The sequence below is a fragment of the Dyella silvae genome (genome assembly GCF_026421305.1).
Classification (GTDB): domain Bacteria; phylum Pseudomonadota; class Gammaproteobacteria; order Xanthomonadales; family Rhodanobacteraceae; genus Dyella; species Dyella silvae.
The window spans coordinates 442900-465207 of record NZ_JAPJBQ010000003.1; the positions used below are offsets into that span (position 1 = coordinate 442900).

The following is a 22308-nucleotide window of genomic DNA, read 5'->3' on the forward strand; positions in this document are numbered from 1 at the left end:
CTCAACCGCCATGGGTGTCTTCCCGCTGGCGGCGGATCTCATCTACGCACTCTGCAACCAGCGCCGGGCCGCGGTAGACCATGCCCGAGTAGATCTGCACCAGCGAGGCGCCTGCGTCGATTTTCTCGGCGGCGTCGCTGCCATCGAGAATGCCACCCACGCCAATGATGTCGAGCTGGTTGCCCACGCGCTTGCGCATGCCGCGCAGCACGGCGGTGGAGCGGGCAAACAGCGGTTTGCCAGACAGTCCGCCGGTTTCATTGCCATGCGGGTCGCTGGCCACGGCAGAGTGATCGATGGTGGTGTTGGTGCAGATCACGCCGTCGACCTTCGCTGCCATCAGGACTTCTGCGATGGCGTCGAGTTCGGTTTCGCTGAGGTCTGGCGCGATCTTCAGCAGCATCGGCTTGCGTGCGCCGCTTTGCGAGCCGAGACGCTCCTGCGCTTCACGCAGCGTCTCGATGAAGCGGCGCAGGGTGGCCTCCTCCTGCAGATCGCGCAGGCCCTGCGTGTTGGGCGAGGAGATGTTCACCGTGATGTAGCTGGCGAGCGCATACACGCGCTCAAGGCAGAACAGGTAATCGTCCACGGCCTTTTCGTTGGGCGTGTCTTTGTTCTTGCCGATGTTGATGCCGAGCACGCCGCGATAGCTGGACTGCTGCACGTTGCGAACAAGCGCGTCGACGCCGGCATTGTTGAAGCCGAGACGGTTGATCACCGCCTCGTGGCGCGGCAGTCGGAACATACGCGGCTTGTCGTTGCCCGGCTGCGGCCGCGGCGTGGTGGTGCCGACTTCGATAAAGCCGAAGCCAAGCGCTCCCAGGCCGTCGAGGTGGTCGGCGTTTTTGTCCAGTCCGGCCGCCAGACCCACCGGGTTCGGAAAGCGGATGCCAAAGGCCGTGGTCGGCAATTCCGCGGGCGGCTTGGCGATCAGGTGGGAGAAGTTGCTGCGTTGGGCAACGTCGAGCCCGTATAGGGTGAGGCCATGGGCTGTTTCGGCGTCGAGCGCGAACAGCAAGGGACGGATCAGATCGTACATGCTCAAGGCAGTGTGCCCACGTAGATGACAGTGTCGTAGTCGAAACTGATGCGGCCGTCGACCGCGCAGCTGTCAAACAGCTCGCGCAGCGCATGCATCATCGGTTCGTGTTGAGGATGGCCCGCGCGCGGTGCGTAGGAAGAGGACTGCAAGCGTCCACTCAGGCCGTCGTAATCCAGCAGCTGGCCATGGTCGAAGCGCCCCATGCCAAGATAACCCGCGCCGAACCAGGCGCGCATGCGGGGCTCGTCGCCGTAGCGCTCGGCGACGCTGGTGTAGTCGGTGCCATACGTCTTCAGCAGCGACTCGTAGCCTTCGAGGAACGGCGTACCGACCAGGCGGCGGGAGTTCCAGATGATGGCGGCAAGGCCTCCGGGGCGCAGAATGCGCTGGAATTCGCGGCGGGCGGCGGCCTGATCAAACCAGTGAAATGCTTGCGCCACGGCCACCAGATCCACGCTGCCGCTATCGAGCCCGGTTTCAGTGGCGCGTCCATCGACGATGCGGAAGCGCTCGTTGTCCCCCAGCCATTGCTCGGCGGCCATGCGCATGGGTTCGTTGGGTTCCACCGCTATCACCCGGTGGCCGCCGTCGAGAAACAGCTTGCTGGAGATGCCCGTGCCAGCACCGATATCGGCCACAAGCCAGTGCGAACTCACACCGTGCTCGCGCTGCAACCACTCCAGCATGGCCATCGGGTAATCGGGGCGGTAGCGCACGTATTCGGCGACACGATCACTGAAGCGCTCGGTGGGCTTGAGGTCGGTCATGGCGTCACCCGTTCAGCAGTTGACCGCCGTCTACGCACAGCGTCTGGCCGGTGATCCAGCTCGCGTACGGCGAGGCAAGAAACAGTGCGACGTTGGCGATTTCTTCGGGCTTGCCGTAGCGGCCGAAAGGAATCTTGGCCAGTGTCTGCTGGTAGAGCTCGGGTGCTTCGGCCTTGCGGCGATCCCACAGACCCTCAGGAAACTCGATGGATCCCGGCGCAATGGCGTTGACGCGGATGCGATGCTTGGCCAGCGCAACCGCCTGCGAAGTCGTGTACTGGCTCAGCGCGGCCTTCATCGCTGCATACGGTGCGCTGCGTGCGCTGGCGTGAAATGCCGCGATGGAGGATGTGTGCAGGACGCATGCGTGCGACGAGGCTTTCAGATGGGGCAGGGCGGCATGCGAGGCGCGCACGGCTGCCATCACATCGACCTGGAAGCCGGCCAGCCAACTGGCGTCGTCGTTGGTGAAGCCATAGCCACTGGCGTTGTTCACCAGTACGTCGATACCGCCAAGCACTTCGGCAGCTTCTTTGATGTAGGCATCGATGGCGGCGGCATCGGCCAGATCGCAGCCGCGCGTGTGTGCGGTGACACCGAAGGCGGCGATGGCGTGGCGTATGTCGTTGAGCGCCGTTTCGCCGCGCGCGCAAACGGACACGGAGGCGCCGGCTTCGGCAAAAGCGAGTGCGATGCTACGGCCAATGCCTTTGCTGCCGCCCGCTACGACTACACGGTAACCGTGAAAGTCGAAGGGCGCATGCGGAGCATCCGTCGCGTGTCGCGGGCTGTTCATGACCAGTGCCAGGGGAGAAATTGCGAGACCATCCCGATACCCAGCAACAGGAAGACAAAGAAGACCAACAGAAAGAGGACGAAAAGTGCGAGCTGGATGTAGCCCAGAACCAGCCCGATGACCGCCATGGCATCGCCATCCATCGCGCCGGGTGTCGCGCGGCGGATTTCGCCGCGCGCCATGTGCCCGCAGATGATGGCAACCACCGCCGCAATGACCGGCAGAACGGTCCAGGAAGCGATCCCGCAGACCAGGCTCACCACGGCGAGCGTGTTGGTCGTGCGATAGGTGGTGGGCTGGTAGCTCATCTCATGCACTTCCTGCGCAAGTTGTGTGGGTAAAGGCGACGCCTTGCGGCGTCGCCTACCGGGTCTTACAGATCGAACTTGATGCCCTGCGCCAGCGGCAGTGCGTTCGAGTAGTTGATGGTGTTGGTCTGGCGGCGCATGTAGACCTTCCATGCATCCGAACCCGACTCGCGGCCACCACCGGTTTCCTTCTCGCCACCGAACGCGCCACCGATTTCCGCACCCGAGGTGCCGATGTTGACGTTGGCGATACCGCAGTCGGAGCCGCCTGCCGACAGATACTGCTCTGCCGACTTCAGGTTCTGCGTGAAGATGGCGGAGGAGAGGCCCTGCGGCACGCTGTTCTGCAGCTCGATGGCTTCGTCCAGCGACTTGAACGGCACGATGTAGAGGATCGGCGCAAAGGTTTCCGTCTGCACCACCTCATCGCTGTTCTTCACGCCGGTGACGATGGTCGGCAGTACGAAGTTGCCCGGGCGGTCGGTGAGTGCAGCACCACCGGTGAGCACCTTGCCACCCGTCGCCTTGGCCTTCTCGACGGCGGCGAGATAAGCCTGCACGGCTTCCTTGCTGTTGAGCGGCCCCATCAGCGTGGTGGCGAGCGTCGGATCGCCGATCTTGCCCTCCACCTGCTTGTACGCAGCGACCAGCTTGTCGGTGACGTCGGCGGCGATGGATTCATGCACGAACAGGCGGCGCGTGGTGGTGCAGCGCTGGCCCGCGGTGCCGACGGCACCGAACACGATGGCCGGAATGGCCAGCTTCAGGTCCGCGCTCTCATCGAGAATGATGGCGTTGTTGCCGCCCAGCTCCAGCAGCGAACGGCCCATGCGCTTGGCCACGCGCTCGCCCACCTGACGGCCCACCTTGGTGGAGCCGGTGAAGCTGATCAGCGGAATGCGGTGGTCGTCGACGAAGTGCTGCGACAGTTCCACGCCCGCGTCGTTGAACAGGAAGAAGATGTCCGGGAAGCCGGCCGCCTTCAGTGCGTCGTTGCAGATCTTCATGGTTGCGATGGCCGACAGCGGGGTCTTCGGCGACGGCTTCCAGATGCAGATGTCGCCGCAGATGGCCGCGAGGAACGCATTCCACGCCCACACCGCCACCGGGAAGTTGAACGCGCTGATGATGCCGACCAGGCCGAGCGGCTGGTACTGCTCGTACATGCGGTGGCCCGGACGCTCCGAGTGCATGGTGTAGCCGTAGAGCATGCGGCTCTGGCCCACCGCGAAATCGGCGATGTCGATCATCTCCTGCACTTCGCCGTCGCCCTCGGGCTTGATCTTGCCCATTTCCAGAGCGACCAGTGAACCCAACGCATCCTTGTGCTTGCGCAGCGCTTCACCGCACAGGCGAACCGCTTCGCCGCGTGCCGGCGCCGGCGTGGTGCGCCACACCTTGAACGCCTCCTGGGCGCGCTTGACGATCAGTTCATAGTCCGCCGCACTGGAGGCATGGACCGAGGCGATCACTTCGCCCGTTGCCGGGTTGACGGGTTGCAGGGTGCCCGCGTCGGTGGTCTTGGACCACTCGCCACTACCCAAATACGTACCCGACTGCGTCGCGCCGAGACCGAGTGCGGTGAGAATTGCGTTGGACATGCTTGACTCCGGACCGTGGCGCGGGGAGAGCGCCGGGATGAAAACATTCATTCTAGCAGGGGCAGGAGAGCCTGTTCTGACGCCTGCCTGGCGAGTGGCTGCCGTTTGCCTTCCCGGATCGCACTGGAGGGCGATCCATGCCAGAATTCCGCCCGCTGCCCCCGTAGCTCAGTTGGATAGAGCGTCCCCCTCCTAAGGGGAAGGTCGTACGTTCGAATCGTATCGGGGGCACCATTTTCGAGACGCCTGGCTACCCGCTTGGTTGCAGGGCAGCATGAATGGCCAGGTCAGCCCTGCATGGGCGCAGACCATGCGACCAGACCGCATGGCAGGCAGCGCCAGGTTCGTCAGCGATCATTGGGAGCCGGCAGATGGCTGGTGCTGGCGGGCATCCCGCGACAGCTCTTTCAGCCCCAGCTTAAGGTCGCTGAGTTAATTCAGCAGAACGCGCTCAATGGATAACGCTATCCGCAACTCATGCAGCCTGTTGCGTGGAATGCATGTTCCCTACGCCTGCCATGCATCCCGGGTGGCGTTCTTGGTCAGAAGACTGACGCAGCGGGTCAGCTTCTGGCGAAAATGCCGCGATCGAGTACTTCTGCCTGGACATGGCCCTCGACAGCATCCTGATCGACGGCCTCGCCGTTGAGCACAGCCTGGAGCGACGAGGCGTCATACACCGAAGCCTGCCAGATCACCTTGCCGGCCAACCCGTTGATTTCGCACTGTACCCATAATTCGTGATCGGTTTCGTCGACGACGGTGAATCTCGTGTTCATGGGGGAGCGCCCCTGTGCGCTCGTCAATACGGTGGCGGATGTGATGTGAGCGTTTGGACGGCCAGGTGACAAAGAGCGTTGGCGCGCCATGTTGTTGAGTGTCGTGTCGATTTCCCTGAAGCAATCAAGGAGCGTGCCATGGCATGCGGCGACCATCCTCGCCGCGGCGCATGTTTGAAGAAGTGTGCGGTGGGCCATGTTTCGTCAACTATCCGTCGCCTTTCGTCGCAAGGACATCACCGACGAAACGGATAACGCGTTCGGGGCGCGTCCGAAGGGTTTCCAGGCGCTTGTGCTAACGGGTAGCAGTGTCCAGGCCGCGCACTTGGCGTGACTCAGGGATGCGTCTGCGCATGGCATGGCAGTCGTGCAGGGGCGTGCTGGGTGATGACCTGGCGTTCTTTAGCGACACGGGAGCCGGGGACTCTGCTTACCTTGACCGACCCCGCTACAGATCAGGCGAGCATGCCTTTCTCGCGCGCGTAGGTGTAGACCTCAAGGTCGCTTTTCAGCCCCAGCTTGGTCATGGCGTCCATTTTCTGACGGCTGATGGTTTTGACGCTTCGATTGAGCTGCGCAGCGATTTCAGACACGGTAAGGCCGGAGGCGAACAGGCGTAGAACTTCGGTTTCGCGCTTCGATAGCGCAGGCTCGGCCGGCATGCCTCCTTCGGAGTGCGACGTATCCAGCGTTTCCCTGATGCTGGTGCTCAGATATTCGCGCCCGTGCGACACCGCCTGAACGGCGAGGGGCAGTTCGGTCAATGCATCCGACTTGCTGAGCAGCCCGCGCACGCCCGTCGCGAGGATGGCATTCAGCACCCCGCCGTTGTTCACCATGGTGAGCACAACGACCGGCAGCTTGGGCCAATGCCGCCGGACCATGCCGATCATGTGCAGGCCATCGGCCATCTGGCTGCCCGGCATGCTGAAGTCGGTCAGCACGAGATCGCATTCGTACTTTTCGATGGCACCCATCAGCTCCGTCGGGGAGCCGACATCCGCCACCACGGAGACCCCCGCGGCATTTTCCAGCAATGCCCGTACCCCGCTGCGAACGATGGGATGGTCATCGGCAAGAATGATTCGCAGCGTCACTGTGTCGTTATTCCGGTTGCCGGTGTGGGCAAAAGCGTACTCGATCGGGCAAGGCAGGCGGCTGGCGCATGACCCGAGCCGAGGTCTCTCTGAACGGACGACTGATTTGATGTCGAAGGATGTGGATGCTACGTCAAGACGGGACTTCGGTAGTGCCGATCATATGTTGTGGAATCAAGGCCCACCTCAGTGTTTTTACTGTGACGTCGATGGTTCAGGCGGACTGGATGGACCGCGTCAGGAGTCGTTGCGCCAATGGACATGACGTACCCCGGTCGCGGCTTCACCCTTCATGTGAGTAGGCATCTGCCTGCATTACACATGGGCAATGCGTACATCTTGATGCCATAACAACCTTCAATGGCTGCGACCCGCGTTACCAGCGAACGTGCAACCCGATATCGCCCTGTGTTCCGCGTCGATGCCAGGCGTCGGTATTGCGAAGATAGCTGGCTTCGCCATACAGGCTGAGGTGTTCTGAAAGTCGGGCGCTGACACCGCCGCCCGCCTCCAGTGCCGTACTCGCCAGATTGGTGGGAATGTCATCGACGCCACCAAACACGGTGTTGTAATCACGATGGAAGTTCCGCCACAGATCCAGCTTGAGGTAGGGCTGCCAGATCTGCTTCGCGTCATGAAAGTCACCGACCAGCCGCGCACCGATACGACCGGTAACCGCATTGGTTGGCTCGAACGAGACGGTGGAGACAGGGTCGGTGAACCCATCGGTAGTCAGGTGCTGCATGATCACCTGCGCCTGCGGTTCCAGCGTGAGATAGTCGGTCAGCCGTAGCGGCAAGCCGGTTTCCAGCGAGGCTGCCACCGTTGTGCCGTGCGTTCGGTTATCAAAGCCCTGGATGGAGTTGACCTCGGTATGCGACCACGTACCAAGCAACACAGCATCGACATAGGCGTCGCTGGGGAACAGGTGCGTCCAGTAGGCACCGGCGCTGTCTGCATGGCCGCGTAACGTGCCGGCGCGTGCATCTGGAAAGCCTACGACGCTGCCACTCACGTCGCCGCTGGTGTGCAGGTATCCGATGAAAAAACCGATACGGTCGCGCTGGCCGCTGTCGCTTTCGCGTGCGTAGATGTCGTGGCCCACTTGTGCGCCATCCATATGGCCGTCGAATTGTGGTTGGGCGCCCGCGCCGCCTTGTTGCTGATGGTCGCTATAGCCAAGCACGCGTACCCAGCCAGCGGGAACCCAGCCGTTGCCGGTGGCGAGCAACTGACCGCCCTGGCGCTGGTCATACGTGCCGAGCTGCAACAAGCCAACCTGCACGTTGACTGCGGGAATCACCGAATCCAGCGCGACCTCGGGACGATAGAGCGGCGTCGGCGGATCGCCGGGTGCTGGTGGTGGTGGCAGCAGCGGCGAGCCCTCGGCGGCAATGGGTTCCGTCACCGCGCTCTCGCCACCGGGAGTGGTGGGTGGCTGCGGTGTTGCTGGTGATGGACTGGTAGGCGACGTCGGCGTGCCCGTTGGCAGCACCGACACTATGGGTGGGGCTGGGGGCAGCGTTGATCGCAAGTACCAGTTCTGTGAGGTGCCTGGGGTTACGCCACCTTCAAACAGCAAGTACGTATACGCACCCGCCTGCAGTTTTCCACCGTTCAACGAGAACGCGGTGGCTGCCATCGTGGCGCCTTGTGTCGCCTCCACCAGCAGAATGCCGTTCTGCACGGTTAATCCGCCAGCGCCGCCCAGATTAGTCACATGCAACAGCGTCGACCCGCTGGCATTCCCTCCGCTGATCACCAGTTTGTCGGAAGGTGAGCCATCGGCGCCCAGCACCGTGCCCATCACGACATTTGCTTGTTGGCCGGCGTAGTTGCCGACAATGGTGAAGGTGTTGGCGGCCGGCGGATCGCCGTTAGTGAGGTCGATGGTGCCGGCATTGTTCACCTGGGCCAACCGACCCGAAGTGAGCGGCGCGATGCTGCCATTGGCGCCATTGCCCGCGAGCAGCGTGCTGCTGGCGTCGATGGTGACGGTGCCCGTACCGGTAGCGGGTGTGCCCACCATGAGCGTTCCGTCCATGGCCAGTTGCGTGCCGTTGGTCACGTTCACGGTGTTCCAGTGGGTGAAGCCGGCGACGCCAGTAGCTGTTGCATGATCAAAGGTAAGCGAACCCGGTGCAGCACCCGTGCCGCTTACCGTGCCGGTAAGGTGAAATGCACCGCCTTGAACCAGTGCGGAATCGAAGGCGCCACTGCCGCTCCAGCTCCAGTCGGTGCCTTGTGCCAATAACGTGTTGAAGCGCGTGAACACATTGGTGGCGCTACCGCTGCCCTGCAGTATCAGCGTGTTCTTGTTGGTACCGCCGCCGCCATCCGCAGCGCCCACAATCGCGGAGCCGGTCTGCAAAATGAGCACATTCGAACCCATGCCCATCTGCACCGCCGTACCGCCGCCACCTTGCAGCAGGCCCGCGTTGACGACGGTGGTGGAGCCGTTGACCGCGCGAATGGCTGCCCCTTGCTGGCTGATGATCCGGCCGCCCGGCAGATTCCGGATGTTCGCGGTGAAGCTGGTAGACACCGTATTGGAAAACACCGCATCAGCGCCGGAGCCCTGAACCTGGATCGTCCCGCTGTTCACCAGCGTGTCGTTGTTGCCCTGCATGTAAACACCATGACTAGCAGTGCCCGTCGTGAGCAGTGAGCCGGTATTGGTCGAGGTGCCGTTCTGGCCAAGGATGGAAAGGGCGCGTGCGTTGCTGCCAGTGGTGCTCACCGTGCCGTTATTGATCAGCGAGTTATTGATCTGACCAAGCTGCGTCTGCCCCCACGCTGCTGTCATGCCGTAAGCGTTTGGGCCCGCCGTGCTGATGCTGCCGTTGTTGATGAGCGTGTTGCCATTGCCACTCGCCGCCATGCCGTCGTTATAGGCACCTGTGGTGGTCAAGCTCGCGCCGCTTGCGTTGGTGAGCGTGTTGCCGTCGGCAACTCCCAGCAGCACCGCGCCCCGGTTAGTGCCCGTGCCGCCGCCACCCGTCAACGTAAGCGCACCATTGTTGGTGATCTGGCTGGCGTGATCGACACTGAAGGACACCGAACTTGCGGTGCGCGTACTGGTGAAATTGACGCCAGTAACGATGTTGATGACCACGTTGCCGCTGCCCGTCGCGGCGATGACCGGTGCGATGCCCGTACCGCTGCAAGTGACGGTAGTTCCCGTCGTTGGCGCTGTGGTCGTGCAGGCTGCGTGAGCCAAACCCAGTGGCGCAAGGCAGAGGCAGAAGAGCGGTGGTGCCGCTAACGCAGCGAGCCGAATACCACCGCGACAAATGTTTTTCTCCACACCGCGACGACGAGACATGCGCTCTCCCTGAAGCATCCCGGCCTGGCGCACGATCCCCCGGTCCTTTCCAACGGACCTCCGACAGCTGACGCCGATCGCTGTTCAATCTCGTAACGTGTCGGCTTTTTGCGTTGAAACCAGTGTACGTAATGTGAAATCGCACCCTGATGGAGCGGAGGGTTGTGGTGGGCATCTCGTATGGCTCTGCAAACCGGTATCGCCTAGAAGGTGGGTCCTGCTGCCTTCCGCAACGCGAGTGCCAACATGTTGAGCCGCTTGAAATGCGTGCCGCGCCAGTAGATGCGCTTGCATTGGGCGCATTGCCTGAATCGGTGGCATCGCTCAAGGACGCCCGGTGGCACCAGGCCCGCAACTGACGCGCGTTGAACTGCCCGAAGGTCACCGTTGCAGACCATGCAACGCGTGAAGGGCTTCAGATCCTGCTGTAGTGAGAACGCGTCAATGACTTCCTTCAACTGTTGCAGCGGGTCGGTATGACGTACCCAGTGCCCCCGCGTCACCGCGCTGCGTTTCAGTAATCCGACATCGCGGGTAAGCAATATTCGGCGCTCATCTGCAGAGATGGACGCAAGGCGAGCGTCCTCGAAAGAAGGGCCGTACAGCGTGTCAAAGCCAAGCAGGCGTAAACGCCGGGCCAGCTTGCCGAGGTGAACATCGGCGACAAAGCGCGTTCGGCGCAAAGGGCGCGGACTCAGACGATAGAGCGGCCGCACATCGAAGCGCTCGAACATGGGGTAAACGGCAACGCGCTCACCGCCATGCAGGTGAAACGTAAAGCGTACTGACTTGCCGTTGACCAGAATCAGGTCGATCTCGGTATGGGGTACACCCAGGGCCTCGATGGTGTCTTTGACAGTCGGCGTTCCGCTGAACGCATGCGTGAACGAGCGCTTGCGCCGTAGGGGCGGCAAGAAATCATTCAATTCTTCGTAAAAGCGAAACTCGGTGGTGTGCACGGGCGATGCGCCCCCGTGAGTTCGCCCGGTGGAGGGCGCCATGGTGAATGTCATGCCCATGGTCGAAACCTCGAATCGCCTCCCTGAAGACGGATGAGGCGCAGAGCTGTTCTCCCACAACGCTTGTCGATGACCTGTGCAGTCTCCGTACCCTTGGCGTTATATCCCGATCCTGTGGCCGCCGGGCTGAAGATAGCGCCAAGCCGGGTCTCCACCCGGTGTCCGTGGACGTACATTCTGTTGGGCAGGGTCTAATCGTGCGGTGCCGGAAATTTCCATGATCCGTTCAGAACCTCGGCACGCGGTCGATAGAGCCGTACGGTGTAGTTCCAGCCGGGGGTAATAGGCAGGCAGTTGGGGATCCCTCCGTCGCAGCCACCGAACTGAACGTCGATCGAGCCGTCTGGGCTTTTCTTCCCGGTGATGTTGTTGATCGTGTAGGCGTTCAGCGCGTTCTTCTCGAAGTAGCCCTTGGCGTTATAGACGCTGATCGACCAGAACGCGTCGACGGGGACGTCCTTCACCGCGAGGTGATAGATCGTCTTGCCATCGTTCTTGGGCGGAGTGACGTTGAGGTAGGTGGCATCTTTGTCGGGATTGCCACCCCAGCCGGTGGCGGTGCCAATGAGATGGCGGATGGGATCGACATCCGCCTTCTTGCCAAAGGCGTTCTTGAAGTCGGGGATGGTGGATCCAAGCACCAACAAGGCATCGCGGACCCTCTTCTGGCTTACCGGATCCCAGTGGGGAATCTCGAACGATCCTCGGCTGGCTTGCTGAACCTTGATGGCATCCTGCAGTCCGTGCACTGCCTGCATGTCTTTGGGATCGTTCGGGTCAACCAGTGTGCGCACTGCCATGGCCACATAGCGCGTGCCCACTTTGTCTTTGTCGAAGGTATAGCTGCCCGCACCGTAGACCACGGCTGGCACGTAGTGGTCCTCGTTGATGACCTGCAAGGACATGAAGCGCTTGCCGGCATCGGGCAGGGTGATCGTCACCGGGCCGGCATCCAGGTCGAATACGGCCGACGAGTAAAGCGTGTCGCGATTGATGCGGATGACGTCCTGCTTGTCGATCGGGCCCGGCTCACGCTCGTGATGGAAAGTACCCATGCCGCCACGCTTGTACAGCGCAGCGAAATAAATGTCCGACTCGGCTCGGGGAAAATTGTCCGCCGTTACCGGAACCGTCGCGCCTGACGAAGGATTTGTTTGGGCGCTCAGCATGCCCGGAAGCGCGACGACGAATGCGATAAGGGTAGCCTTGCCGTGCATGGCGATCATGCGTTTCATGGTTTGCTCCTCTGCAGGGCAGGTGTCTTCCATTGACCGTTGAAGGCCGGTTCTTTCGGCCAGTACAAGCGCAAGGCGAGGAAGAACGGCCCCTTGGGCGCGGGTAACCAGTTGGCTTCCTTGTCCTTGCCCGGCGATTCGTTCTGGATATAGAACGTGATACCGCCATCGCTGTCCCGTTTGAGGGCGGGCAGCATCGCGGAGTTAATCAGATAGCGGTTAATCGGATTGGCGAAAAGAAGGCTCTGCGGCAGCTCGTATAGCGTCAGTGACCAAAACGCGTTGACCGGTGGTAACTGGTCCGGCGCCAACCGGAGCGTATACCGTTGCAAGCCATCCAGTTTCTGGTGATCGGTATCGACGAAGTAGGCCGGATAAATCGCCTCTTGCTTGGAGTTGCCATAGATGCCGAGGACTGCCGCTGACATGCGCTGCATGTAGTTGTTCTTCAGGTAGTCGCGGGTGCCAAAACCATCGGCGCTGGTTAACTTTCCCGTATCCAGCTCCGTTGCCTTGAACTCGGCGAAGGCTTTCCAGCCATCGGCCATGCCGTCCTGCAGGGCTTTTCGAAGTTCGGGTGACAACGCATCGGCGTCAAAGGTCTTACCCGCGCCTACGCCGATCTTGGCGAAGCGGGCCATAAGTGCCTGTTCGGAGGGATGCGTGGGGCAGAACTGCAGCACGAAGTTCAGTTCGTTGAAGAACGCGAGGGACGTGCGCTGTTGCTCTGATGCAAGCGGCTTGAAGAAATCGATCTTTGACGCAGCCGGCGGCGGCGATTTACCCAAAAACGCCGACAGCGTCTGAACCTTGTAGCCGCTCTGGATGCGCTTGACGTTTTCGATGTCACCCGGATTGAAAAGCTGCGTCCGATACAGGATGAAGGCGAATTCGGTTTCGGAACGAATCACCTGCTTGATGCCCTTCGGTGTCGCGCCCTTCCAGCCGGGCCCTGCAAGCAAAAAGCTGCCCGCATCGTTTCCCGTAGCTCGACTGCCCACATAGGCGAAGTTGAAGGTGTACATGTCGATGAACTGCAGGGCGTAATAGCGTCCCTTTTCGACCTTGGGCACCGTAAGCACAATAGGCTCGGCGCGCAGATCCGCACCGACATAGGAGTACGGCGTATCCGAATTAGGCGTCTGGATCGCTTTGTCGTCGGGCGTATAAACCCGGGCGTTGTTGTAGATCGTGTTCCATGTCGCCTTGAATTCGGGGCTGCCCTGATCGGCGAAATACGAATATTGAATACGGTAGTTGTCGACCAACGGAAAGCCGTAGATCGTGGCCTCCTTGGCAATGGCTCGGGCTTCATCCACCGATACGCCGGCTTCGCCGGGCGCCGCAGGCGAGTCGACTGGCGATGCATGGGTAACCTCAAACGAGCCGAATGCCGTGATCGCCGCAGCGAGAGACAACGTGGCCAGCGTCCCCTTGGCCCAGACCCAGAGTCCGTACATCAGGTTCTTCATAGTCCGCTCACCGCATCGCGAAGGTGTCGATGGCGTACGGTAGCGTCTGCCCCTCGCCGGTTCGACTGAAGAACTACGAAGTGCATTCAACGTAGAACTACGTATGCCCAGGGCCACTTTCCATGGGGAAAGTGCGGGTAGTGGCAGAGTAGGGTGCATTCGCCGCTGAAATGCGCGCTGGGCCCTTTTGCCTTCAAATGGGCGTGAGGTGGAACAGGGGAACGAAAGGAGCGCCTTTCAAAAGCACAGAGTGCCCCTGCTTGAAGCGAGTCGTACTGGCGAGCTTGACCTATGGCTTGCCGTGGGCTGCTGGCTTAGTCTGCGTTGCCGGCGATGCCTCCTCCGGAGGAGGCTGCAGCGTTACCGCCAGTTTCTCGAGCGCGGCGATTTCCTCGTCCAGCGCGTCGTGCAATTCACTTTGATGCGTCATCAGCGTCTCGATCGGCGCCGCTTGCTTGAGCTTCTTCAGCTCGCCGTCGAACAGTAGCCATTGCGCCGTCAGGGTTTCGACGTTGTTCTTCGCGTAATGACGCATCTCCTTGAGTTGCGCAAGGACGTCGTTGACGTGTTCGAGGGGAGTCTTGGTATCCGCAGACATGGCGGCATCTCTAGTCTCACTCGTCCTTTAGCATAGTCCCGCGAAGCTGGCTCTTGCCGAAACGGAGCGGCATGCGGGGGAGTGCTGAAACTGGCCTGGTGCTAAGTCGTCAGGCGCGGGAGGTGGCAGCGTGAGTTCTCAGAGTGAATTTTCACTCGATGCCCATGCGCTCCGGAATGCAAACACAAAAAAGCCCGCCATAAGGCGGGCTTTTTTGTTTGTATCTGGTACCGGTGATAGGACTCGAATCCAAATGTCTCGCAAGCCGCAATATCTTGCGGCACAGGGCTTTCAAAGGGTAGGGTGACCTAACTAGGTGACCTAACCGTGAGTGATTGATGAGTGTTCCACCGACCTACCTGAAGCGCCGAAAGTTGGGCTGGTACGTGCAGTTGCCTGTCCCGCAGAGGCACCAAGCGGCCATGGGGACAAAGGTGCTCACAAGGTCGCTGCAGACTCGCGATGAGGTCGAGGCGCACAAGCGCCGCCATCGTGTCATCGCAGATCTTCAGCAGCTGATTGCACAGGTGGCGCCTGCTGCCCCCAGAGCTCTCACCCCTGAGGTCATCCTTGAGTCAGCCACGAGGGCGCGCGAGGAGATGGACGCAGGGGCTGTGTCGCGCACAGACGCGTCCCATGCACTGGATGCACTTGTCGGTGACTATCTGGAAGAGCAGGGGCGCAAGCACGGGGTGGACATGGAGGGGCACCCGAAGATTTCCCTCGAGGCGGTCTCTACGATTCGCCGCGCGCATCATCGGCTGACGGGGAATCCATCGCTCACGCTGGGGTACCAAGCCGAGCAGTACATGAAGTGGATTGAGGCAACTCCAATCCGCCGGCAGACTGTGGAAGACAAGCGGCGACACCTTGACTCCTTCCTTGACTGGATCGGTCGGGACACGGAATGCAAGAAGGTTACGAAGGCTCGGGCAAGCGCCTACGTGAGCGACGCGGTCATGCCGCGCGAGCGTGCCATTCAAACCAAACGCGCAGCAATCAACGAAGTGCGGCAGTTCTTCGACTGGCTGGAGTTGCGGGACGCGGTGGTCATGAACCCCTTCTCCAAGCTCGGGAAGCTCCTGAAGGAATCTACGCGGGGCAAGGAGCAGGCGCGCAGGCCGTGGGCAAACGCCGAGCTGCTGAAGATGCTCCAGAAGGTGTCGCAGGATGACCCACTGTGGCCGCTGACCGCCCTCGGTGCTTACACGGGGGCTCGGCGGGAGGATCTCTGCAGCCTGCGCGTTGATTCCGTGGACGGCGATGTATTGCATGTGCGGGAAGGTAAGACGGCGGCGGCAGTTCGCCGTGTTCCCATTCATCCAGTGATTCGACCTCTGGTGCGACGCTTGGCTGAGACCAGTTCGGACGGTTACCTGTTGCCGGGCCTGCTGGCCGGCGGGAGTGATGACAAGCGCGGCCACCTGATTGGGAAGCGGTTCCTCTACACGAAGGATCAAGCCGGAGTGACCGACCCGCGCGTGGTCTTCCATTCGTTCCGCAACTCCGTGCTGACGCAGATGGAGGTCGCTGGCGTTGCGTTGACGTTGCGTCAGCAGATCGTGGGCCATGAGCGAGGCGGTGTGACTGAAGGAACGTATACGGCGAGAGCAGCCGATGAACGTCTAGCTGAAGCACTTGCTCACGTCACGTACGGGAAGACGGTGGATGACCTCGTGCGTACTGTCGGCGATACATTGTCGCTCTCGGTCGTTTCCCGAAGGCGGAAGAGGTGAGCGACCGGAAATGCTGTTGACCCTGGGATCAACATCGGGTCAACTATTTGAGGTCACGATCCTTCCGTTTGCGGAAGCAATTCGCTGGCGGTCGAACGTGCTCCCCTCTCATTCATCCATTCAGAGGGTTGAGCAATGCACATCAAGTTCGAAGCTGAAATCACCTTGTTCCGTTCCCCGTCCATCTGGTTGCGACTCGGCACGCGGTATCTGTGGTGGCACCACGAGGACGGCCTGATGGTGGGCAGGGAGTAACGACTGCGAGTGGAGCCCCTTGGGGGGATCTTCAGGGGCTCCCTTCATTCCCCACCAAGGCAGCGATAAGTTCGGCGTGGTTTTCTGCCCACTGCTTTTGCATTGGATTTCCTTGTCCGACATCGCCCTGAAGTTTTTCCATGCGCATGCGGAACCCTTTCAGGCCTTGCAGCAATTTTTCTTGTGTATCTTCGTAGAGCCGGGGCAGGCGCTGACGCTTTCGCCAGCAGGTCACCTCAAACTGCAGGAGCAGCAGTTCACGAGCGACCCTCATCGTCTCTCGTTGCCAAGCGAGGGTTCGAGCATCCCTGCGTGCCTGCTCGCTGATACGCGCGCGCAACTGCTCTCGGTGAAGTGCTCGAAGGTGGCTGCGCTCAAGATCGCCACGAATGAGGGGGCTGAGGGTGGCATCGTTTAGCAGCTCTGCGTAGTCGGCGGCGGTCAGCATGGTTCAGTGCTCCTGAGGGGTATGCCCCGGCGGGAAACTTGATGGGGCCGCTGGGTTGGTATGGGGGAGGCCGTGTGTGTCCGATACGGCATGCCCTGCGGAAGGCCTCAGGGTCATTCGAGAGCCGGACTCTCGGGCACGTTTCAGTCGACCTCGCATGTAAGCCTTTCCGTTCCTCTGCAGGATCGGCAGGGCGCGCTCGACAGCAGGTGCAATCTCGGCGGGGATGCGGCGCAAGCCTCCCGCCTTCATCGCTTCAAGCAACCACGAACAGACAGCCTCTCCGCTTCTGGTCTGACAGTTGACATGTTTCGGAACGAGGGGGCACACGGGTGCATTGCAGCTGGCCCACTTGGGGCAAGCCTTCGGGGAAATGGTGGTCATGGTTCCTCTACTGTGTGTGGTGGTGGCTGTGGTGATTGGCGGGCTCCAAAGCCAGACACGACAAAGCCGCCGGGGTGCCGACGGCTTTGGGTGGTCATGGCAGTGGTGATCAGTCGATGCGGTTGCTGCTGAGCGGCCGGAAAAACGAAGTGCGATACACCGGAACGCCGCGAGTGCCTTGGACGACTTGGGTGTGCGGAGAGGAGCTCTCGTCCCTCAGGTGCTGCAAGACCTTCAGTCGGCGATGACCGGAATTCTCACGCTCCATCCGATATAGGCGCTGGCCGAGTTCGTCCATGTCGTCGTAGTGCATTGTCATCGCGCTCCCTGTCGCTGCGCACGAAGACGCTTCGCGGCTTCTTCGATCTCCATCTCCTCAGCACGCTTCAGGGCAGCCTGGTGAATGCGCTGCTGGCGTTCCCCTTCGGCCTTCAGGCGCTCTTCGGTGGTCGGCATGACTGCCTTGCGAGCTGCGATGTCGGCGGCACGTGCCTGCGTCATCGGTAGCGTGTGTGCGGTCAGCTGGTGCAGCTCAATCTCTAGGGAGCGGCGGCGCGGATGATCCGCTGGGATGACCATGTGGGGCTTGCCGGTGTTCTTATCGAAGGTGCCGGTGGTTTCGCTCAGAAGCTTTGTCACTGCGTCACGGCGACGTTCCACCTGACGGATCATCTCTGCCGGGTCAGTGGTGTGAAGCATCTCCGTTTCTTCGTCGGCCGAGTACGGCTGCTCGTGGTCGACGCGGAGCTGCTCCACGGATGCGGACAGGTTCTGCTCAAAGCTGGCGATGTGGTCGGCGTAGGGGGTGTTGTTGGTGGTCATGGGGAGTCTCGGTGATGTGATGGGATCAGTTGGCGGTGGTGGCAGATGCGAGCGCACCTGCCCAGAGCTTGCTGAGCTCTGCGTCGACTTCCGCCGGGGTGGCGGCATCAAGCTCAGCTGCGACCTCAGCGAGAACGCTGTATCCGACAGTGCCTACATGGCGGGCGACGACTTCGGTAAAGGTCAGACAGCCTTCAATAGCGCGGATGGCGCGGAGCTGATTGACGATGGTCAGCAGGAAGGCGATCTGCTGTTGCTGCGTGATCGTTTGTTGGGTGTCGTGCATGGGAGGTATTCCTTTCGGGCGCAGATGTCCGTCCGTGCCGATGGCTCAGCACGGATGAACGGTGGCGGTGGGTGGTTGGATCAGGGGTACAGCAAGACACGCACGGAAGGTGTGCGCAGAGAAACCGGCGGGAGGCCGGAAGGAGAGCCAGCAGGCTGGCAGGATGCGGGATCGACCGATGCCTACAGGAGGAGCCTGAGGTGGTCTTGAGGGAAGTCCTCGGGTTTTACCCAAGGAGGGAACTGGTAGGAGGGAACCTGTAGAAGGAACCTACTGAAGGAACTCTAAGAGGGAACCTTAAAGATAAACCTTAAGGTTTTTAGGGTAGCACCACTGTCAAGCCCTCCATTTTTTGGTCAGCAGCGCAGTCCGATCTTTGGTCATCATCAGCTGCGGCCTCCTCTACCTCATGCCGCGTCGGGTCTAGAAGCTGGGCCGCTGGGTAGGTATGGAGATGAGTGAGTGTCTCCGCTACGGCATACCCTGCAGGAGCTCTCAGCGGTATTCGTGAGGGTGCCTCTCGGGTACTGCGTGACAGGTCGAAAAAGGGAGTGATCAATTTCCCGAACAGGGTCGCTGACGTGCGTGGCGAAAAAAAGCAAAACAGAGGAGCCCGGACGCGCGCGGGCAAATCGAAAAAGCCCATGCGCTCGCAGGGAGCGCACGGACAACACCCACCGAGGCCAATCGGTAGAAGGGGCGGCAACGCTGCGTGCGTTTATTCGATTGTGCGGCCTAATTGATCGTCGGCGATCTTGCAGAGAACGTGATCAGGCGAGCACCGGGATTCCGAGGAGTGTCCTCAGGTTCTCCGAAGGTGAGTGGTAATGCGGCCGGTTATCCGAAGGTGGGCGCTAATTGAATCGGCGCTCAGTGCTGCAGCTCTCCGAGGGTGTGTGCCAATAGCACTCGGCGGAACCCTCAGGCCATCCTGCGAGGAGCCTCAGCGCCCACCATGCGACGGATGGCGGTGATCTGGTAGATGTTTCCCCTGCTGTTCTTGTGGCCGGCCTTGGTCAGCTCCTCGGCGATCTCTCGCATCGAGCGCCGTTGTCCCGTCGCAGGGTTCCGGCGGTAGAGCTTGCGGGCCAGCGCGACAACCTCAGGCTGCGTTTCGGCCATGCTCTTCCGCCCCTCACACTTGCCGTGTGTGGATCGCTTGCGGTCACGGGCTCCCCTCAGCTTGGCAACGGTCATTGCCTTGTCGAACTGCGCAACCGCGCCGAGGATCTGCCGCACCATGACGGCAGTGGGTGTGTCGTCGAGGAAGTTGTTGGGAGAGTCGACCGCGATCAGTTCGATGCCGCGTGCCTGCAGTAACCGATACCCGGTCTCTTGAACGATCAGGTCACGCGCGAAACGCGATGCGGTTTCCACAAGGATCGTGCGGATCTCTGGGTGTTCCCCCAAGTAGCTCAGCATCGCGGAGAAGCCCGGGCGATCTTGAATCAGGTCCGAGCCCGACACGGCGGCGTCGTAGAACGGAGGCTCGTGAACGATCAGCCCATGTCGCTTGGCGTAGTTGGTGATCGCGGTCAGCTGCCTCTTGTGGCTGTCCTTGTCTTGTCCGGTGTTCGTGGCCGAAGAGGTGCGGAGGTAGGCGACTGCTGCTGCAGGCTTGGAAGTCATGGCGTCCGTGCATATTGGCTGACCTGAGGCCAAGCATGCCAAGGCTTCCACGATGAACGCAAGCACCAAATCTCAAGAATTGGTGTTTATTTGATGGGCATACCAAGGACTAGTCGGGAACCTGATCGGCCTCTCGGAGCCTTGGTCGCATGGGGTTGTCAGCATCAGCTGGCCCCTTTGTCCAAGGTGTTGACCATCCGACCATGAGCACCAAGGGATTTCTTTTTGCGCGTCCCCTTGAGGCCGCCGTAGTGGCGACAGCACCGCATCTCCGACGCGACGGGTCGATGCGATACCCACTTGGATTCCCTTTCGCACCCCTCAGGTCAACGGCTGCCATCCACTAACGGCAGGTCCGAGGTCGGGGTGCGGAGAAACTTTGCAACAAGCATCTCCTCACTCCTTTGGCAGGGGAACGAGGCTTTAGCCTAGCGCTGATGATTCGTTACACACAACTTGGCGGGTGATCGAGGGAGGCCCCACGGGGGTAATCACTGCGCTTGATCGATCGATACCGCTTCGGATTTTTGCGGCAAAACGGCTGAAGTAGTTCCAATTGCTGGCTATGATCGGCCAGAGGCTTCGGTAGGGGGAGACACAATGAAGCGCAGTGTTCTTGGCCTATTGCTCACCCTGTCATGTGCCGCAGCCTATGGGCAGGTGGGCACGTCGACAACGAATTGCTTCGCAGGCGTAGCAGGGGATTTCCACTGCACTACTACTCAAATCGCGCCGCCTCCGCCTCCGCCGCCGATGCCTGTTTATCAGGCGCCTCAACCCGTGGTGGTTCCCAACGCAGCTCAACTTCAACTCCAGCAGCAATTGTTGATGCAGCAACAACAGATTCGGATCTTTGAACAGCGCCAGGAACTCGACGCCCAGCAGCAAGTTGTGAGTGCGCCCAAAGCGGCGCCAGATAATACGGATCTGAAGGCAGCCTACTGCACAGGAGTTGTGGAGGCCCAACTACGTGTTTTCAGGCCGGCCAGCACGAATACGGCAACCAGTAGCGGGCTGCGGGAGCAACAGACAGCAAAGCTGCAGCGACTGAGGGCTTACATCAATCCGCGCCTACAGACGCTCGATCCGGCACCACTGCTGGCTGCGCGAGCGCAGGGAATGGCGGATTGGCCTCTGGGCGAGAAGCAAAAAACGCAATGTTTCGTTGAGTGCTTTCAGGGTGAGGGTGACCATTCTCATTGCGCTGCGCAGTGCGATGGTGCAGGCGAGGCATCTCAGCACCTGAAAATATGCGAGAAACTCAGCTTCATGCCCTATTGAGTTTCAGAACGGGGGCTTGCGGTTCTGGATCGTCGACACTGCTTCGAATCTTTGTCGCAAATCGGCCGTGTAAGTCCAGATGCTAGACTTTCGTCAGATACTGAGGATTAGCTTCAATAAATTTGTCGGCGCTGAACGGAGTCCTACGCGACGCGTACGATGATCTGCAGTGAGTGCAGTTCGTATTAGCAGTGCCGATTTGCGGGCCGGATAAATAGATCAGCCGATGATCGACTTGCCAGCAGCGAGAGCAGAACGGGTCGCCTGTTGGTTTTCCTTCGGCATCCGCTGTGTAGAAGGCATCCAACAGGCGCACAACCGTTGCCTTCAGTTGCAGGGTATCTCGCAGTTCTTCTATCTCGTGCTGAAGCCGCTGTTTCTCATCCTTGGATGCGGCGAGTTCGATCTTGATGTCCGCCAAGGAGTTAATCAGTTCGGCTGCACGAAGTTTTAGCTCCGCGACTTCTATCGCACTGGAGGCTCCCGCAAGCGCCTTTGCGATTTTTATCGAGCCCTCTACTGCCGCGTAGGCTCGACCGATCGAATCGATGTCCATGATTGCCCCCGTGGATGTACGCGAGAGCATACCAACGAAAAAGCCCCGAGGTTTCCCTCAGGGCTTCTTTGAAGGTGTACTAGACGGGTGTACTAGCGTTGCGCTAACTCGTCTTGTAATGCCTTGAAATACAGGATTTTTCTACAACTGGTACCGGTGATAGGACTCGAACCTACACGACATCGCTGCCAGCGGATTTTGAGTCCGCCGCGTCTACCATTCCGCCACACCGGCACTGCAGCGGGTCATTATGCCGGGTTCAGTGGACCGGGTCGAGCCCCAATTGACGGTCGGTGCGCTGGTACTGGTCATGGCCCAGCGGCTGGAAGACGGCGCAGTGCGTCATCTGGCCGGAGTAGATGTGCAGGCTCACCGCGACGGCGTTGTCGCTGGGGTTGCGGATGGTGTGGTACTCGTGGGGCGGGATCAGGCTGCCAGCGGAGCCGGGGCCGGCCTGGATGGAGCCCACGGGCTGGAAGCGGTAGTGGCCGTCCTCATCTGCAAGGCGCTCGTACTGCACGACTTCCAGCGCACCGCTCCAGACGCCTTCCACGCACCACATGCCGCAGTGGTCGTGGATGGGGGTGCCCTGGCCGGGGCCCCAGGTCATGGCGACAACGCAGTAGCCGTGGTCTTCGCTGTGATACAGCTCGCGGCGGGCGTAGCGGCCTTCGGCGGTTTCGAACACGCACTCAGGCAGCGTCACTTCGTTGTTGCGGATGAGGCTGCACAGGCTGTTGCGGAGGCTGTCGGTAACGGCGCGGGTGCAGTCGTTGGAGACGGCGGCGTCGATGGCATCGATCAGCTTGCGGGAACCGGGGAAGTCGAGGGTGAGCATGGTGTTCTCGGGTTACGGCTGCCGGGCCATCTTA

Annotated in this window: 21 protein-coding genes and 2 tRNA genes; 3 read left to right on the forward strand and 20 right to left on the reverse strand. The window is 60.8% G+C overall.

Annotation, left to right across the window (positions count from 1 at the left end; translation table 11 throughout):
* Position 1: 1 nt before the first annotated feature.
* From OQE56_RS10435 to amaB, 5 genes are all read right to left on the reverse strand, one after another.
* On the reverse strand, positions 2–1039 hold the full coding sequence (locus OQE56_RS10435; RefSeq protein WP_267224359.1) for a quinone-dependent dihydroorotate dehydrogenase: 1038 nt from the start codon (positions 1037–1039) through the stop codon (positions 2–4).
* Between the two features lie 2 nt (positions 1040–1041).
* Complete coding sequence (locus tag OQE56_RS10440) at positions 1042–1809, reverse strand: class I SAM-dependent methyltransferase (RefSeq protein WP_267224106.1); 768 nt, start codon at positions 1807–1809, stop codon at positions 1042–1044.
* Between the two features lie 4 nt (positions 1810–1813).
* A complete protein-coding gene (locus OQE56_RS10445) occupies positions 1814–2605 on the reverse strand; it encodes an SDR family NAD(P)-dependent oxidoreductase (RefSeq protein ID WP_267224108.1) in 792 nt (263 codons plus the stop codon).
* Positions 2602–2913, reverse strand: coding sequence for a DUF4190 domain-containing protein (locus OQE56_RS10450; protein WP_267224110.1), 312 nt, complete (start codon positions 2911–2913; stop codon positions 2602–2604). The genes OQE56_RS10445 and OQE56_RS10450 overlap by 4 nt, the downstream gene beginning before the upstream one ends.
* 65 nt (positions 2914–2978) lie before the next feature.
* The gene (gene amaB / locus OQE56_RS10455) at positions 2979–4514 is read right to left on the reverse strand and encodes an L-piperidine-6-carboxylate dehydrogenase (protein ID WP_267224111.1); all 1536 of its coding nucleotides are present in this window, start codon (positions 4512–4514) and stop codon (positions 2979–2981) included.
* Positions 4515–4671: 157 nt separating this feature from the next.
* On the opposite strand from amaB, the gene OQE56_RS10460 reads away from it, so the two are divergent.
* Positions 4672–4748: transfer RNA gene (locus OQE56_RS10460), tRNA-Arg, on the forward strand.
* Positions 4749–5077: 329 nt separating this feature from the next.
* Here the strand turns inward: OQE56_RS10460 and OQE56_RS10465 are convergent.
* The 7 genes from OQE56_RS10465 to OQE56_RS10495 all read right to left on the reverse strand — a co-directional run bounded on the left by OQE56_RS10465 (position 5078) and on the right by OQE56_RS10495 (position 14039).
* On the reverse strand, positions 5078–5293 hold the full coding sequence (locus tag OQE56_RS10465; protein ID WP_267224113.1) for a hypothetical protein: 216 nt from the start codon (positions 5291–5293) through the stop codon (positions 5078–5080).
* Between the two features lie 455 nt (positions 5294–5748).
* A complete protein-coding gene (locus OQE56_RS10470) occupies positions 5749–6390 on the reverse strand; it encodes a response regulator (RefSeq protein ID WP_267224114.1) in 642 nt (213 codons plus the stop codon).
* Between the two features lie 376 nt (positions 6391–6766).
* Positions 6767–9715, reverse strand: coding sequence for an autotransporter family protein (locus tag OQE56_RS10475; RefSeq protein WP_267224116.1), 2949 nt, complete (start codon positions 9713–9715; stop codon positions 6767–6769).
* Positions 9716–9918: 203 nt separating this feature from the next.
* Positions 9919–10674: a Mut7-C RNAse domain-containing protein gene (locus OQE56_RS10480; RefSeq protein ID WP_267224118.1), complete on the reverse strand. Its 756-nt coding sequence runs from the start codon at positions 10672–10674 to the stop codon at positions 9919–9921.
* Positions 10675–10925: 251 nt separating this feature from the next.
* Positions 10926–11969 carry a DUF1254 domain-containing protein gene (locus tag OQE56_RS10485; RefSeq protein WP_267224119.1) on the reverse strand — a complete coding sequence of 348 codons (1044 nt, stop codon included), beginning with the start codon at positions 11967–11969 and terminating at the stop codon, positions 10926–10928.
* A complete protein-coding gene (locus OQE56_RS10490; protein WP_267224121.1) occupies positions 11966–13441 on the reverse strand; it encodes a DUF1254 domain-containing protein in 1476 nt (491 codons plus the stop codon). The genes OQE56_RS10485 and OQE56_RS10490 overlap by 4 nt, the downstream gene beginning before the upstream one ends.
* Before the next feature lie 289 nt (positions 13442–13730).
* On the reverse strand, positions 13731–14039 hold the full coding sequence (locus OQE56_RS10495; protein WP_267224123.1) for a hypothetical protein: 309 nt from the start codon (positions 14037–14039) through the stop codon (positions 13731–13733).
* 338 nt (positions 14040–14377) lie between these two features.
* Here OQE56_RS10495 and OQE56_RS10500 point away from each other — a divergent pair, with 338 nt between their 5' ends.
* Positions 14378–15775 (forward strand): DUF6538 domain-containing protein, encoded by a 1398-nt coding sequence (locus OQE56_RS10500; RefSeq protein ID WP_267224125.1) that lies wholly within the window; start codon positions 14378–14380, stop codon positions 15773–15775.
* 286 nt (positions 15776–16061) lie between these two features.
* On the opposite strand, the gene OQE56_RS10505 is transcribed toward OQE56_RS10500, so the two are convergent.
* The 5 genes from OQE56_RS10505 to OQE56_RS10525 form a co-directional block, all read right to left on the reverse strand.
* Positions 16062–16478, reverse strand: a complete 417-nt coding sequence (locus OQE56_RS10505) for a hypothetical protein (protein ID WP_267224127.1) — start codon at positions 16476–16478, stop codon at positions 16062–16064.
* 493 nt (positions 16479–16971) lie between these two features.
* Positions 16972–17175: a hypothetical protein gene (locus tag OQE56_RS10510; RefSeq protein ID WP_267224129.1), complete on the reverse strand. Its 204-nt coding sequence runs from the start codon at positions 17173–17175 to the stop codon at positions 16972–16974.
* 2 nt (positions 17176–17177) lie between these two features.
* The gene (locus OQE56_RS10515) at positions 17178–17684 is read right to left on the reverse strand and encodes a hypothetical protein (protein ID WP_267224132.1); all 507 of its coding nucleotides are present in this window, start codon (positions 17682–17684) and stop codon (positions 17178–17180) included.
* Between the two features lie 25 nt (positions 17685–17709).
* The gene (locus tag OQE56_RS10520; protein WP_267224134.1) at positions 17710–17970 is read right to left on the reverse strand and encodes a hypothetical protein; all 261 of its coding nucleotides are present in this window, start codon (positions 17968–17970) and stop codon (positions 17710–17712) included.
* A gap of 921 nt (positions 17971–18891) precedes the next feature.
* Positions 18892–19599, reverse strand: a complete 708-nt coding sequence (locus OQE56_RS10525) for a recombinase family protein (RefSeq protein WP_267224136.1) — start codon at positions 19597–19599, stop codon at positions 18892–18894.
* 600 nt (positions 19600–20199) lie between these two features.
* Between OQE56_RS10525 and OQE56_RS10530 the strand changes: the two genes are divergently transcribed.
* Entirely contained in the window at positions 20200–20880 is a 681-nt protein-coding gene (locus OQE56_RS10530; RefSeq protein WP_267224138.1) for a hypothetical protein, read from the forward strand.
* A gap of 82 nt (positions 20881–20962) precedes the next feature.
* Here the strand turns inward: OQE56_RS10530 and OQE56_RS10535 are convergent, their stop codons facing one another.
* The 3 genes from OQE56_RS10535 to OQE56_RS10545 all read right to left on the reverse strand — a co-directional run bounded on the left by OQE56_RS10535 (position 20963) and on the right by OQE56_RS10545 (position 22274).
* Complete coding sequence (locus OQE56_RS10535; RefSeq protein ID WP_267224140.1) at positions 20963–21436, reverse strand: hypothetical protein; 474 nt, start codon at positions 21434–21436, stop codon at positions 20963–20965.
* 148 nt (positions 21437–21584) lie between these two features.
* Positions 21585–21670, reverse strand: a tRNA-Leu gene (locus OQE56_RS10540).
* 25 nt (positions 21671–21695) lie between these two features.
* Complete coding sequence (locus tag OQE56_RS10545) at positions 21696–22274, reverse strand: cysteine dioxygenase family protein (protein ID WP_267224143.1); 579 nt, start codon at positions 22272–22274, stop codon at positions 21696–21698.
* Positions 22275–22308 lie beyond the last annotated feature (34 nt).